The sequence below is a fragment of the Streptosporangium canum genome, from assembly GCF_900113865.1.
GTDB lineage: Bacteria > Actinomycetota > Actinomycetes > Streptosporangiales > Streptosporangiaceae > Streptosporangium > Streptosporangium canum.
On sequence record NZ_FOQY01000069.1, the window covers coordinates 1 to 14,396 of the forward strand.

Here is a 14,396-nt window from a genome sequence, read left to right on the forward strand (position 1 = left end):
CTGTAAAACCGTCGGCTCAGCCTACGCAGGTTCAAGTCCTGCACCTGCCACACCAGCAGAAAGAGGCCCCTCACCAGCGGAAACGCGGTGTGGGGCCTTCTTCGTTCTCTGCCCCTGAGTCCCCGTGATTCCCCGCCGTTCCCCGCGAGATCTGGCACGTCTGTGGCACGTGATCAAGGCGCTGGTCGCTCGCTGTCCCGCTACGGAGAGATGCCTGTCGCCTCGGTGGGCTGGGGCTGAGGCACGTAGCCCCAGACCGTCGATCGCCCCCAACCACGTCGGTGACCAACCATAACCAGGCGATCGTGAGGGCGGCACTGCCTGCGATGGTCCCGCCTCTGAGGGCAGCCTTCAATTGCCGGCAGTTTTACAGTGCGTGACCGTTCCCGCCTGCTCGTAACTCCTGACCTGCGACGTGGCCATGCCGTACGGCCCCGACCGCTAAGATCATTCCGCGTATATTCCGCAGGCTTACGGGCACTTGAGCCACGCGACCAAGGGATAAGATCCACCGCTCGGCATCTCCATCCACCGATAACCGGCCTCAACCCGGGACCACTTGTTCTCATTGCCCTTGTCCTTCTCGTCCCAAAGACACGAGGGACGACCTCCGACATGATCGCCACCGCTGCTGTCGGTCCACCACACCTCAGCCGGAAGTAAGGCCGACATTCCATCATCCGGCTGGAACGAACCCGACCCGTCAATGGTCAGCTGAGCATGCCCCTCAGCGACGATCAGCGGGACTTTGCCCAGCGGCAGGAAGCTCGCCACCACGCCACCCACAACCGCCGAGACAAGAATGATCGACGCCATGAACACCTTACTGACGGTTACATGGCCCGCCTTGGCGGTGGCCAGGCTTCTGAAGAGAGACATAGGCGAACTGTAAGCGCATTCCGCATTAGCAGCTCTGATCTTGCCCGTCCAGGACAGTCCCACCTGGACCATCAGGGGTTGGTGAACCGTCTAGAACGGCACTGCACGACGCCGGATCGCAACTAAGACTGCAACTAGACCAGGGAGCCACCAGGCCCTTCGCTCATGATCGACACTCTCGCCCTGCCAACCTTGATCCTGCGGATTAAAAGCTCGGACGAGCATAGTTCTAGGCAGTGCAATCCAGGTCAGCGGGCATACGTGACCCAGCCTGAACGGCCCTGGATCCCCTTGAACTGCAACTCAAACTGCAACCCACAACCGTATGTGGGCCTGGACTGCCTGCCTGCAAAACGCATGCCGACCTCGCCTGACGTCCACCTTCCGAGGTCGGGCGGCTGATTCCATTCTCCGTGACTCCCCGCCGTTCCCCTTGATCACGGGTCCATCGGGCACAAAAGGGGCATCCTCGGGCCTGCCGACGGCGGTATGGTCGTGCATCCGCACAGGCATTTGAGGGTTGATGTGTACAGCTTCTATGTGTTCGAGGGGTCGTTCTGGCAAGGCGGCGGTTGGGAGCATCTTGAGGTGTGCAGCAGCTTCCAGGAGCTTGACGCCTCAGTCGCCTATTACGTGCGTACGGGATCGTGGGCAGCTGGTGGGACGTTCCTGATCAGGGTTTACTGTCATGGAAAGCTGCTCGTTGAAAGGGATTTGGATCCGTTCCTGACGGTGAAGGTCCCCGGGCTTACGTCGATGCGGTCCAGCGAGGATCTGCGGGCCAGTGGTGGCCTACCAGAGCCTGGCGGGCGATACGACGGCATGGACGAAGGCACCATCTGGGATGTCCTGCCCGGAGATATGTATGAAATTGCATTGGAATCTCCTGAGGACATCCAGGTAAGTATCGACTGGGACAGCCTTGCTCTGCCGGAACTGGCCTCTCCAACGCTTCCGCCGAGGGTTGGTGTGATCCTCGACGGGCGTGAACTGGAGTACGGCCGCAACTCCACATTGGACGGATGTATCTGATCCGCTCGAAGGGCCGTTGGTCACTGTGACGGAGCGCAAAGGCCGCCAGCGTAGCAATTACTACGGTGATCAACCTCGCTGCTCGGTGAGCCAGGGTGAGGAACGAACCCTGGATCGTCGATCGCCCCCAAGCTCGTACGGTGGCCAGCCATGATCTGGCGATCGTAAGGGCTGCGTCTGAGCGGCGGCGTGGCAACCCTGGTCAGAGCGTTCGGTTGGTACGGCGGGGCAGGCGTGCGGCGACCGGCCCGGTGTCCCGCCGCCGTCCGGGACCGGCCCCCAGGCCGCATGCCCGGACGGCGGGCGGGCGGAGGGCCGGGGGTGCGGCGGCGCGCCGCGCCGCCGCCTTGATACCTACAAGAACAATTCGGCAAGCTACTCGCTACGTCCGGCGTCCTTGCCTGCTTCGGCGATGAGTTCAACGAGATCGGCCAGGATTTTGGGGCCGGCGGCGATGGTGGCTCGGGCGTTCATGGTGTGCGGGCTGCCGTCCAGGTCGACGACGATGGCTCCGGCTTCACGGGCGATCAGCACTCCTGCTGCGGTGTCCCACGGGTTGTTGCTGATCATGATGTTGGCGTCGATCTTTCCTTCGGCAACCCAGGCGAGGTCGACCGCGGCTGATCCGAACATCCGCACCCGTTGCACGCGGGCGGCGAGCTCGTGGGTGAGGGACAGGCGAAGGCGGTTTTTCGTCTCCGCTCCGCTGCCGACGGCGTAGTCACCGATGGCGACCACGGCCGACCCAAGGTCGCCGGTCTCACTCGCGTGGATCTCCCGGCCGTTGGCCCGTGCTCCATGGCCTTCCGCCGCGCTGTAGCGGGAGCCGAGGAAGGGCAGATCGATCACGCCGAGAGTCGGCATGTCCTTGTCGACCAGACCGAGGGACACTCCGCACAACGGGATGCCGTGCAGGAAGTTGGCGGTCCCGTCGACCGGGTCGAGCATCCACACCAGACCGCCCCCAGCGTCGGCCGTGGCCCCTTCCTCTTCCCCGAAGAACCCGATCTCGGGTGTTTCGCGGCTGAGGAAGTCACGGACGGCGTGCTCTACGGCGTAGTCCACTTCGGTGGCCATGTCGCGGTCGCCCTTGGCGGTGACAGTGCCGGGAAGCCGGGTCTTCACGATCTCGCCGGCGATGGTGACGGCCTGCTCGGCGATCGGCAGGAGTATGCGGGCGTCGACGGTCATACGGGGCTGCTCCGCTCCCACATCGAGGTGAACACCTGGTCGAAGACGGGGAACAACCCGTCAGCGGCGGTGTTGTCGTTGATCACGATGGTAGGCGAGTCGACTCCGCGAGCCTGGGGGAGGTACGGCTGGACCATGCATGTGGCCCCGTCCACGATGAGGATGTTGAAGCGGATCGTCTCGTCGTAGACGCGTAGTTCGAGCAGCTCCGCGGCCTCCGGGGCGAGCCTGGCCTTGAGGCGGGTCAGCATGCTGATGTTGAGCGCGGTCAGCGTGGTGAGCGTGCCGTCTTTGTAGCCTTCCTCGTCCTCGCGGGCGCGGATCGCGCTCCCCTGGGGGTCGAGGAACAGGCACCGAATCTTGGTGCCGCTTTCGAGGAGTCGCTTGAGCTGGTGATCGGGGTAGCCCTGGCAGAGCACGTTGAGCGACAACCCGGCGGCGTTGATCTCTCTGGCGGTGTCGAACAGCGCTGAAGGCGGGTAGGCCGATGCGAACGCCGACCGGCTGCTGAACACGGCCGTCACATCGGCCATCGGCGACGTGGGGCAGACCTCGGCGACATGGCCGGCGCTTTTCGGCGGCTCGACTTCGATCCTGGGTGCGGGCACCTCGCCGTTATTCAGGGAGAACAGCTCTTCGACGGACCGGCCGGGGAACATCGTCTCCAGAACTCGGCAGTGGTCGGAGTACGGCAGGCCTTTGAGCTCCCCGGAGAGCCAACGGTGAAGCTGAGCGCGGCTCGGCCATTTCCCGCGCAATGTTGAATCCACCGACTTGGCGGCTTTGTCGTACTCCTTGCAGAACGTCTTATATGTCTGCCAATGGCGTTGCTGCAAAAGCGTCTTCAACAAGATTTGCCGACCAGTCATGATCAACGCCTTGAGTAGGAGGGGCCTCGCAACGCGATGTTATCGAGGAATGCGGCGCGAGAGGAGACATAGAAGAGACAAAGCGAAACGCCATGATCACAGACGACACATGAACGCTGTCGAGACGTGACGCGGTCTCGGGAAATCCTCACACCATGGTTGAGCGGTGCATTTCATGTGGCGGACGGGGCTGGAAGTACGTCACCTTGCGTCGGGGCCTCGTGGCCTCAGGCGGCGGTGAAACCAGGGCCCCCTATCTCCGCGTGCGCGACAACTGCTCAACGTGCTGGAGAGCTTCCGTTCCGGGAACTACGCATGGGCGGTCGTCATGAACGCGGCATTCGCGGCAGGAGGTGTCCCACCCCTTGATGGGGCCGCATCACTGCGAACCGAGCTTGAGCGGGAGGGGATCTCCGCTGATGTTCACGATGGGTACGCTCTGGCGCTGGTGTCGGTCTGGGTGGGCCTGGTGGTCTGGTGCGACGGGGATTGGTTCTGGTGGCGCGCTGGATGGGATGACCGGCGCAGGCGCTCTATCTACGCCTGGCATTCGGCGATGGAGCCCGCTCGGGCCGCTCGTCGGGTCGCGTTTCGCTACAGGGATCTCCGTAATGCGCAGGCGGCGGCCTCGACCGTCCCGGAGAGTGCGGAGGTCGATCATGGGCCGCGCTGACGGGCATGTGCCAGAAGGAGCCGGGCCTGTTGAAGTGGGGACGGCAGATGATCTGCGGGCCGGCGACTATCTCGCGTTCACGTATGGGCTCGCCGATGTTCCACCTGGACACGCGATGCGACCTGTTCAGGTTGAGCATCCAGGGCGGGTCGAACCTGTCCAGGGGTATGCGTGGGGAAAGGTCGGCTGGGTCACAGAGCAGCTTTGGCGCAGCTTCCCGGTAGTGGCAGAGAAGCGGACCGTGTGGGTCTTCTGTGAGTTCGGCAACCAGTCGTCGATCATCACCATGGTTCCCCGAGAGGGCATGGTCATGATCCGGAGGTTGCCCCTTTAGACGAGTGCGGCGGTGCGGCTGACGAGGCTCTGGAGGGGTGCCTCAACGTTGGCTCGCACCGTCGCACTCTCCTGTGTCGGCTCGGTCGGCTATGCAAGCCGGACACGCCCCTCTATGCTGACGATAAGTCGAGTAGTTGGGTTGTTGTCATGTCCGTATCCGATGAAGAGTACGCCCCCCCGAAGTATGCGCAGATCGTCACGGCGATCCGGCGCAGGATCGCGGACGGCACCTATCCCGCTGGTTCGCAGTTGCCCTCGGAGACACAGCTCGTTCGCGAGTTCGCGGTCAGCCGTCCCACGGTCGTGCGGGCGCTCCAGGTGTTGCAGCTTCGCGGGATCATCGACCGTGAGCACGGCAAGGGCTCCTATGTGAAGACCCCGCCGCCCGGCTCCGAGGGCGACTCCTCTCGGCCGGGCCGTGCCGTACTCGACCGGGTGGAAGCCGCCGAGGGCGGAACGGTCATTGCGGCGGGAGCGCAGCCGGCGCCGGGAAACGTGGCGGCCATGCTGTCACTGCCTGAGGGAACGCCCATGGTGATGCGCCGTGTTCTGCTCAGCGAGGCCGACGAGCCGTGCGAGCTGGTCACCTTCTGGTGCCCGATCGAGCTGGCCGAGGGGACGGACCTCGGCCGCCAGGTGCCGCTGACGGTGAGCGTTCGCCAGCACCTGCAAGGGGTCAAGGGATTGCGGCTGGATCATGCCGTGGAGCGCTTGGCCGCCCGTCATCCGCTGCCTCATGAGATCAAGACGCTGGGATTGGGCAAGTCTGCTGCGGTTCTAGGCGTTCTGACCCGGATCTTTGATGCTTCGGGTCGCCTGGCGCTGGTCATCGACATCGTGCTTCCCGGCATGCTGCACGAGCTGGAAGAGGCCTACACGCTCTGATGTGACCTAAGTCACATCAACTCTCGGAAACTCGTATTGTCGAGTGTTCGTTTCCGAAATAGCTTGTAACTCGACAGTACGAGTTAGCGACAGTACGACAGGAGAACAGAAGTGGCCATCCAAGGCCCCATCCCCATCGGCTTCGACCAGGTCTTCCCGCACGGCTGCTACATCGTCGGCGAGGTCGAGCAGGTCAAGGACTTCGACGCCTCCTCCAAGGGACGCACCGTCTACGCCAAGGACAAGACCACCGGCGAACCCGTGTGGCAGGTCGCCGTCATGGACGCCGACCCGACCGTCAAGGCCGGACAGAAGACCGTGGCGGTCAAGATCCTGTCGACGGTCCAGCCGGTCCCCCCGGCTCCGCTGCCGGGCCTGCCGTTCGTCCCGGTCGAGTTCGACGCCATGACCGTCACACCGTACGTCGGCCAGAACACCGGCCGCCTGGCCTGGTCCATCCGGGCACGCGCGATGCGCGCTCCCCGCACTGTTGCGGCTCCCGCCAAGCAGACCGCTGCAGTCGGCAAGGAGGCGGCGGCATGAAGTACAAGCCCTACACCTACGTCACGGCGGTTCTCAGGGACGGCGTGACCCGGCTGGATGTCGCCTTCAGTACTTCCGAGGTCGGGGTGCTGGCTGCGGTGACCTCGAACCAGCGACCGTTCCTGGACCTGTCCACCCCGGAGGCCCAGATATCGGTCTCGACCACGGGGGCCGGGCCGGTCACCGAGCAGGACGTGACCCTCGCTCGGGAGATCTTCAACGCCGCCGCGCGCTATCTGGCCGACTGCGAACGCCTGCACACCGAACAGGCGGCTGCGGCACTGCCCGGCCTCGATGAGATCGCGGTCTGACACGTAAGTGGGGCCGCCAGAAGGTGCAACTTCCGGCGGCCCCTCGGCTCTCCCCGGACAACCACATCAAGGAAGAAGGCTCAAGCCTAATGTTCAAAAAACTGCCCGGCGACGAGGCGCAACACCTCGTCTCCACGACCCCTGACACGGCTGTGGTTTTCCGCTCGGCCGTCGTCCGCACCCCGGCGTTCATCACCATCGTCATCTTCACGTGGCGGCTGCTGGCCGGCCTGGTGCGGCTGGTCTGGCGGCACCCGATCGCCTCGACCGTCACCGCCGTTCCCGGCGTGATCTGGACCCTGTACGGCTGGCAGTGGAGCGCTGCCCTGGTCGCCCTGGTGCTCGTCGGCCTCACCGCCTGGGCGCTGGCCGACCGTCCCTCGTTCCTGCGGCTGGTCGGCTGGCGACTGCTGGCCTGGTGGCGGCTGGTGTGGGTCTACCGGCGGCACTGGCAACCCGTGATGATCATCTCCGGACTCGGACGGCACGTACGCGGCCGCGACTACCTGCCCCGCCTGGTCGGCGTCTCCTGCACCTCGTGGGCCGACCTGGTCACGGTGAAGATGCTCACCGGGCAGGCAGTCACCGACTGGTCCGACCGGATCGAGCACCTGGCGCACGGCTTCGGCGCGACCTCCTGCCGGGTGACCGTCGCCCGGCCGGGCCGACTGCTGCTGGCCTTCCCTCGCCGTGACCCGCTGGCCGTCCCGTTACCGGCCCTGTCCATCCCGGCGACGCCATCCGTGGGGCCGGTGGAGATCGGCAAGCGGGAGGACAGCACCCCATGGCGGCTGAAAGTCCACGGCACTCACGTCCTGGTCGCCGGGGCCACCGGGGCGGGTAAGGGGTCGATCATCTGGTCCACGATCCGCGGGCTGCTGCCTGCGGTGCGGGCGGGCCTGGTGCAGATCTGGGCGCTGGATCCGAAACTCATGGAGCTGTCCTTCGGCCGTGACCTGTTCGACCACTACGCCGCCGACCCGGCCACCTGCGCCGACCTGCTGGAAGCCGCGGTGAAGGTGATGCAGGAACGGGCGGGCCGCTTCGCCGGAGTCCAGCGCAACCACACACCCACCGCCGAGGACCCATTCGTCCTGGTCGTGGTCGACGAGGTGGCGTTCCTGACCGCCTACCAGTCCGACAAGGGCCTCAAGCTCCGCATCTCCGCAGCCCTGGCCACCCTCACCACGCAGGGCCGAGCGGTCGGGGTCGGCGTGCTAGTGCTGCGTTCCTCAAAGCAGGTAGACGAACTTGCGGCGCAGGGCTCGGGGCTGCGGGGGCGGTCGCCCCCAGATCCAGGGATGGGCGTGGGCGTTGAGCTGGGTGGTGGCGAGGGCGACCGCGTAGGCGATCTCGGTGGCGTCAGCGAAGGTCTGCCCGGCGAACGCGGCCTTGCGCAGCAGCCGCCACCAGCCCTCGGCCAGGTTCAGCCAGCAGGCCTTGATCGGGATGAACACCTGGCGGATCCGCGGATGACGCAGCAGCCATTGGCGGACCTTCCAGCTGGAATGGCTGGAGAGGTTGTCGGTGATGACCACGATCGGGCCGCGCCGGTTGGCGGTGGCGATCCGCATCAGCAGGTGGATCCAGCCGTCGCTGTTGCGCGCGGGTGCGCAGAAGGTGAGCTCGGTGCCGTCGCGGATGCGCAGGCCGCCGTACACCCAGGTCTTATCGGTGCCGCGAGAGTACGCCAACGGTGCTTTGATCCGGTGTCCGTCGACCGACCAGCCGGGCGCCGGCGGGAAGGTGCGCGGGGTCACCGGCCCCAGCTCGTCGGCGCAGATCACCGTGGTACCCGGCGGCGGGTCGGTGTAGAGGCCGACGACCTCGGCCCTTTTGGGGCGAAGTCCGGATCGGTCGAGGTGGTCCAGGAACGGGCGTGCCGCCAGCGGACCTTCTCTTTGAGTAGGATCCGGCGGACCTGGCTGCGTGAGATGACGATCCCCTGCGCGCGGGCGGCGGCGGTCAGGCTGTCCAGCGTCCACTCGGCGGGGCCGGCCTCCTCCTCTGCGACCAGGTCCCCGGCCTCGTCGCGGACCGGTCGCCCGGGCGGAGTCGAGCGCGCCAGCGCGATGATGCGTCCGCGTTCGAGCTCGGTGATGCGTGGTTTGCGGCCTGCCCCGGGCCGGTCGCCCAGTCCGGCCAGGCCCTCGGCGTTGAAGCGCTCGATCCGCTCGCGTACGGTCTGCGTGTGACAGCCCAGCTTGGCGGCGATGGCGCTGGTGCGCAGCCCTTGCCAGCTGAACGCGATGATCTGCGCTCTCATGATCCAGTCGGCCGGGGCATGACGAGCCCCGGCCAGCTTGCGGATCTGTCGTTTCTCTTCGGCGTCCATCGGTGGACGCGCATGCAGCAGTTTCGGCATGACAATCCCCCTGAGACCATCATCGCCCCAGGTCAGCAGGGATTTACACCTCTATTCAGGAACGCAGCATTAGCCTGCGGGTTCGCTGATGTTGCTCGAACCAGTGAACAAGCATTGCCACTTCCGGCCAACGCAACCAACAACCCCATCGCCGAACTTCTGGAGGTCGCCGGGGAGGGCAAAGCGTTCAAGAATTACCTGGGGCGCAGTACTGGTGGAGTCGCGTATTCAACTGTCGCGAGTGTCGTCCCCCTAGGCCCTACTGGTGACGTTCCGTGCTCCCTGGCGGCGTAGCGGTTCAGCTGTGGAACCCACGGAAGACGCCGTCCGCATCGGCGCTCTCGGCGAACTCACCGAAGTCCATGTTGCCGATGAAGAGGTTGGCGTGAATCACGCGGAGTCCTTCGGAGATTACAGATCGACAAAAGTCCGATTCTATCGAGGACTCCACGGTCACGTCAGGGGAGCGACGACACCTCCGCATCCCAGCCAATCCACGCAGGATCACCCCAGATTGCCTGCTGGGATTACCTCATTGTCTTGACAGATATGTGGAATTCCAAGTTATATATGCAGTGGATCTGATCCACCCGTCGGGGGCTGAGACCGGGACACTAGTTCCTAAGTCACCGCCACCGAGAAAAGCCACGGACGGGAGCACTGGCATGCATCACCCGCCCGTGGCACATCAATCGATGCACAAGGAGTGTACTGCACATGTCTGTCAAGCGCGCCCTTGCAACCATGGCGGTGGCTGTCGCCGCCATGGCCGCTCTCACCACCCCTGCCACGGCAACTACTAGCCCTTCTTCGAAGGCTCCGAAGGAAGTAGTCGACATCGTTAATCGCATCAACGGGAACCAGGCCAATAGAGCGGCCAAGCTTCTTTCGGACGCAGATCGCGAAACCCTTCTTAAGAAGTACCCCGAGTGGGCCGACCGGATTATGGACCCGGATCGGGCTGGCGAGGTGACTGAATCGGAGCAAAGCTCCGGCGATGGCGTGTCTACCATGGCTTACTGCCCCGGCTTCGACCGCTACATCAACTACTATGGCGTTTCCGGCGCAAAGGTCGTGGAGTGGCATCACAGCTTGACCTATTGTATCCCCGATGGGACCACGAAGGTTCAGCGGACCGGTCGCCGCACCTACCTCAATAATGCAGTCGACAATTGGGAGCGGGGCACTTACAGGACAAACGACGAGGTCGGCAACAACACTACCTGGTACAGCTCCGCATTCCAGGAGCCGATCCGCCAGTGCGTCTTTAACCTTCCGTGCGGCGTCTGGCAGTACCCTTACAGTAAGTTCGTGGTGAACGGAAGCACCAGGAACGTGGATTACTACTACAGCGTCTGATATTCCGATCATAGATTCGCCTAGGGCGGCATGATCGGAAGTATAGGAGGATCATTGCCTATCCTAGTAGGTCTTGGGGCCGCGCTTCTAGCGATAATTATCGTCGGAAGCCTTCTGGTAAGCCTGGGTAATCTAGGTCAGTTAGAAATGGCATTCATACTCCTGGTCGGCCTTGTGGTCGGTATCCTAGCTGGCGTCTGGGATGCTCGTCGCAGGAACCACAAGAACACCCAGTAGGTACTGGATGCGATAAGAATCCCCTCGCTATCAGGCGGGGGGATTCTTGGCATTGAGGTGATCCCAGCAAGATCAATAAGGGTAGTTGCGATTCGATGCCTTCAAAGCGACGTCGGCAGACATGAATCGGAATGGATCGCGATGCCCCTGAAATAGGCGTGGAGCTTTCGGTAGAAGAGGTCTCACCACAAGTCTTCTTCAGTCCAGAAAGCCCCACGTGATCACCTATCGGGCCACGCCCGACGTCCCTCGGGAGCTGGTTTGCCATCTCTCCCTGCTGCTGTCGGCCGAGCGCCGCCGACTGGGCACCCGCTCGGGTTCTCGGGCGCTGACCTGTTTTGAGCAGGTGGTGATGGGGTTGCGCTGGTTTCGCGACCGCACTGACCGGGGCGCCCTCAGCCGTGACCACGGCGTCTCCCGCGCGACCGCCTACCGCTACATCGACGAGGTCATCGACGTCCCAGCCGATCAGGCGCCCGACCTGCACCAGGCCCTGCGGCGCGCCATCGATGAGGGCCTCACCCGCCTGATCCTGGACGGCACGGTCATCGCCAACACCGCCGTCAGCTGGCCCGGCCGTCTGCGGCAGATCCATGCCTTCTTCCGCGCCCGCTCACCGGACCAGTTGCGGGCCACCGCCGCCCCGTGGACCAGCCCCTGGCTCCCGGCCGGTTACAAGCGGAACTTCTGGAATGCCGCTTAAGGGCTCGCCGAAAAATAACCCGTAGCGTTCGTGCTCGTGTCGAGATGCAATGCCCGGGTATGGGCGTCGTGGTGGAGACGCAGGAGATGCTGGCGGCGAAGTTCAGTGAGATCTTTCCGCATCTGGATGAGCGGCAGCGGCGGTTGCTGATGGGCGCCGAGGCTCGCGCCTTGGGGCATGGCGGGATCCGGGCGGTGGCCCGGGCCGCGGGTGTGCGGGAGGCCACGGTGTCGCAGGGCGTGGTCGAGTTGGCAGCCGGACAGGCACCGCTGGGCCGGGTGCGGCGTCCCGGCGGCGGCCGTAAGCAGCTGATCGAGACCGATCCGGGGTTGCGTCCGGCGCTGCTGGCGCTGGTGGAGCCGGCCGAACGCGGGGACCCGGCCTCGCCGCTGCGGTGGACGACCAAGTCCACCCGTAAACTGGCCGCCGAACTCACCGGGCAGGGTCATCGCGTCAGCGCCGACACCGTCGCCGCCCTGCTGCGCGCCGAGGGGTTCAGCCTGCAGGCCAACGCCAAGACTCTGGAGGGCACCCAGCACCCCGACCGCGATGCCCAGTTCCGCTATCTCAACGAGCAGGTCCGCGTGTATCGCGCCGCCGGACAACCGGTGATCAGCGTCGACACCAAGAAGAAGGAACTGGTGGGGGCGTTTCGCAACGGTGGCCGGGAATGGCGACCGACCGGGGAGCCGGTGCCGGTGAGCGTGTATGACTTCGCCGAGCAGGCCCTGGGCAAGGCGATTCCGTACGGGATCTACGACATCGCCGCCGATGCCGGGTGGGTGAGTGTGGGCACCGATCACGACACCGCCGCCTTCGCGGTGGCCTCGATCCGCCGCTGGTGGCACGGCCAAGGCCGGCATGTCTATTCGCGAGCCGACCGGCTGTTGATCACCGCTGACGCCGGGGGCTCCAACGGGTATCGCACCCGGGCGTGGAAGACCGAGTTGGCGGCGTTGGCCGCCGAGATCGGGCTGCCGATCACGGTGTGTCATCTGCCGCCGGGCACTTCCAAGTGGAACAAGATCGAGCATCGACTGTTCGCGTACATCACCATGAACTGGCGGGGACGTCCGCTGACCAGTCATCAGGTCGTGGTCAACACCATCGCCGCCACCACCACGACCAGTGGGCTGCGGGTGCACGCTGAACTCGACCCCGGCTCCTACCCGTTGGGCGTGCAGGTCAGTGACGCCGATCTGACCGCCCTGCCGCTGACCCGGCATGCCTTCCACGGTGACTGGAATTACACCCTGCACCCTGTCCCGGATCACACGGGCGCTGAGCATCCGGCCGAACGGTGGGACCCTCGTATCCTGTCCGACCCCGCTCTGACCGGAATGACCCGCCCAGACCTGGAGCGGCTGATCGCCGAGTTGCCGGCCCTGGACCAGCGGCGGGCACGGATCCGGTCGGGGCGTCCGCCCACCGTGACGTTCGCCGACCGGGTCCTGATGGCGGTGCTGCACAGGCGGCTGGGCTTGGAGCCCGAGCCGCTGGCGGTACTGTTCGGCACCAGCCGCACCACCGCCTATCGCACCGTTCACAGCATCGGCGAACTGCTCGACCAGCACGGTGTCCGTATCCTGCCCGCCACCACACCACCAGCGGCTCTGAAGGCTCTGCACGCCCGGGTCGTGGCGCACGTCGACAAGGCCGCCGCCAACATCAAGACAACGATTTAATTTTCGGCGAGCCCTTAGAGGTTCGAATGACAGGCTGAAGCGGCAAGGTCACGATCACGCTGCCGCCAATCGATCAGGCGGGTGCCTCTGATGCCGACACACCCGGCCTGGGGCGTATGGCGATGGTGCTGACGGTGCCGTCGCCCCAGACGGTGGTGTTCATCATCGTTCGCCCGTCCAGGGACACCACCGTGAACTCCGGCACGAAGCGTGTCGTGAACAGCGCCGCCATCCAGCTTCTCAGCTGATCTACTTCGCTCGCGACCAAGTCCCAGGCATCAAGGAGTCGCACCTGAGCCCAAGCCCTGTGGGCCTCCTGATCGTCCGCATCGTCGCTTTTCGTGTAGGTGACCCCGAGCAGGAACTCGCGGTCATCGTTGAAAAGCCCGTACTCCGTCGCCATCCGGAACCAGTCCGCATTGAGCTTGTCGGGCATGTCCGGGGCGTCGACATCGGCTATCTCGTCTGGGCGGGAATCAAACCGGCCATGCTCGGGGCCAGTGCTCGCGGGTGAATATCCCGGTGGCAGTGGAGGCAACTGGACATCCTCCAGATTCCTCCGCTGGATGAAGCGGAACCCAGCGGGCGCGAGCAGAGTGGCCATCTCGGCATCAGTGAGCGTCACAGTCGCACGATAACCGTCAGAGAAGGGTAGGGCTTCTACCGGACTCTCGTGGATCGAAAGCAGCGAAAAGTCAGTGAACCCGCTGACATGGGAGCGCATCCGAGGCCATCGATCGTCATCATCGTGGCACTTGACGGCACCGATCGACATCCGCCGAGCAGGCCCCGCACGCTCCACCGAAGTTCGTATCAAATGGGCGGGGCCGACACGTCAGTTGGATACAGGCCGGAGAGAAGGGCTCGCGTCGTATGCGCGTCGCCATGCGCATCCAGTGAGCTACCGAGATGACGTTTTTGCAGGCCAAATGCTATGTGTCGATCTGCCAGGCAGGGCTCTGTAAAACCGTCGGCTCAGCCTACGCAGGTTCAAGTCCTGCACCTGCCACACCAGCAGAAAGAGGCCCCTCACCAGCGGAAACGCGGTGTGGGGCCTTCTTCGTTCTCTGCCCCTGAGTCCCCGTGATTCCCCGCCGTTCCCCGCGAGATCTGGCACGTCTGTGGCACGTGATCAAGGCGCTGGTCGCTCGCTGTCCCGCTACGGAGAGATGCCTGTCGCCTCGGTGGGCTGGGGCTGAGGCACGTAGCCCCAGACCGTCGATCGCCCCCAACCACGTCGGTGACCAACCATAACCAGGCGATCGTGAGGGCGGCACTGCCTGCGATGGTCCCGCCTCTGAGGGCAGCCTTCAATTGCCGGCAGTTTT

At 64.6% G+C, this 14,396-nt stretch carries 13 protein-coding genes and 2 pseudogenes; 8 read left to right on the forward strand and 7 right to left on the reverse strand.

From position 1 onward, the window contains the following. Positions 1 to 471: 471 nt before the first annotated feature. Positions 472 to 879, reverse strand: coding sequence for a hypothetical protein (locus BM085_RS42020; RefSeq protein ID WP_093892303.1), 408 nt, complete (start codon positions 877 to 879; stop codon positions 472 to 474). Positions 880 to 1,368: 489 nt separating this feature from the next. On the opposite strand from BM085_RS42020, the gene BM085_RS42025 reads away from it, so the two are divergent. Then, complete coding sequence (locus BM085_RS42025) at positions 1,369 to 1,911, forward strand: hypothetical protein (RefSeq protein ID WP_143121334.1); 543 nt, start codon at positions 1,369 to 1,371, stop codon at positions 1,909 to 1,911. 375 nt (positions 1,912 to 2,286) lie between these two features. Here BM085_RS42025 and BM085_RS42030 read toward each other — a convergent pair whose 3' ends face one another. Beyond that, the gene (locus BM085_RS42030; protein ID WP_093892305.1) at positions 2,287 to 3,102 is read right to left on the reverse strand and encodes an inositol monophosphatase family protein; all 816 of its coding nucleotides are present in this window, start codon (positions 3,100 to 3,102) and stop codon (positions 2,287 to 2,289) included. Then, entirely contained in the window at positions 3,099 to 3,938 is an 840-nt protein-coding gene (locus BM085_RS42035; protein WP_218158988.1) for a DUF5919 domain-containing protein, read from the reverse strand. Before BM085_RS42035 ends, BM085_RS42030 begins: the two co-directional genes overlap by 4 nt. Before the next feature lie 1,189 nt (positions 3,939 to 5,127). On the opposite strand from BM085_RS42035, the gene BM085_RS42040 reads away from it, so the two are divergent. The 4 genes and pseudogenes from BM085_RS42040 to BM085_RS46645 all read left to right on the forward strand — a co-directional run. Further along, positions 5,128 to 5,865 carry a GntR family transcriptional regulator gene (locus BM085_RS42040; RefSeq protein WP_093892307.1) on the forward strand — a complete coding sequence of 246 codons (738 nt, stop codon included), beginning with the start codon at positions 5,128 to 5,130 and terminating at the stop codon, positions 5,863 to 5,865. Positions 5,866 to 5,976: 111 nt separating this feature from the next. Then, a complete protein-coding gene (locus tag BM085_RS42045; protein ID WP_093892308.1) occupies positions 5,977 to 6,408 on the forward strand; it encodes a plasmid replication, integration and excision activator in 432 nt (143 codons plus the stop codon). Beyond that, positions 6,405 to 6,719: a hypothetical protein gene (locus BM085_RS42050; protein WP_093892309.1), complete on the forward strand. Its 315-nt coding sequence runs from the start codon at positions 6,405 to 6,407 to the stop codon at positions 6,717 to 6,719. The genes BM085_RS42045 and BM085_RS42050 overlap by 4 nt, the downstream gene beginning before the upstream one ends. A 563-nt stretch (positions 6,720 to 7,282) precedes the next feature. Beyond that, a pseudogene (locus BM085_RS46645) lies at positions 7,283 to 7,714 on the forward strand (FtsK/SpoIIIE domain-containing protein); the annotation flags it as partial. A gap of 237 nt (positions 7,715 to 7,951) precedes the next feature. On the opposite strand, the gene BM085_RS42060 reads toward BM085_RS46645, so the two are convergent. From BM085_RS42060 to BM085_RS47665, 3 genes are all read right to left on the reverse strand, one after another. Beyond that, positions 7,952 to 8,506 (reverse strand): transposase, encoded by a 555-nt coding sequence (locus BM085_RS42060; protein WP_093892310.1) that lies wholly within the window; start codon positions 8,504 to 8,506, stop codon positions 7,952 to 7,954. Then, the gene (locus BM085_RS42065; protein WP_093892311.1) at positions 8,503 to 9,084 is read right to left on the reverse strand and encodes a helix-turn-helix domain-containing protein; all 582 of its coding nucleotides are present in this window, start codon (positions 9,082 to 9,084) and stop codon (positions 8,503 to 8,505) included. Before BM085_RS42065 ends, BM085_RS42060 begins: the two co-directional genes overlap by 4 nt. 298 nt (positions 9,085 to 9,382) lie before the next feature. Continuing rightward, entirely contained in the window at positions 9,383 to 9,568 is a 186-nt protein-coding gene (locus BM085_RS47665) for a DUF6924 domain-containing protein (protein ID WP_425443299.1), read from the reverse strand. 233 nt (positions 9,569 to 9,801) lie between these two features. Between BM085_RS47665 and BM085_RS42070 the strand changes: the two genes are divergently transcribed. The 3 genes and pseudogenes from BM085_RS42070 to BM085_RS42080 all read left to right on the forward strand — a co-directional run bounded on the left by BM085_RS42070 (position 9,802) and on the right by BM085_RS42080 (position 13,068). Beyond that, positions 9,802 to 10,443 (forward strand): hypothetical protein, encoded by a 642-nt coding sequence (locus tag BM085_RS42070; RefSeq protein ID WP_093892312.1) that lies wholly within the window; start codon positions 9,802 to 9,804, stop codon positions 10,441 to 10,443. Positions 10,444 to 11,227: 784 nt separating this feature from the next. Beyond that, positions 11,228 to 11,383 (forward strand): annotated as a pseudogene (locus tag BM085_RS47290) (IS630 family transposase); the annotation flags it as partial. Positions 11,384 to 11,442: 59 nt separating this feature from the next. Further along, positions 11,443 to 13,068 (forward strand): ISAzo13 family transposase, encoded by a 1,626-nt coding sequence (locus BM085_RS42080; RefSeq protein WP_093892314.1) that lies wholly within the window; start codon positions 11,443 to 11,445, stop codon positions 13,066 to 13,068. Positions 13,069 to 13,141: 73 nt separating this feature from the next. Here BM085_RS42080 and BM085_RS42085 read toward each other — a convergent pair whose 3' ends face one another. Next, complete coding sequence (locus BM085_RS42085; protein WP_093892315.1) at positions 13,142 to 13,693, reverse strand: hypothetical protein; 552 nt, start codon at positions 13,691 to 13,693, stop codon at positions 13,142 to 13,144. Positions 13,694 to 14,396: the final 703 nt, after the last annotated feature.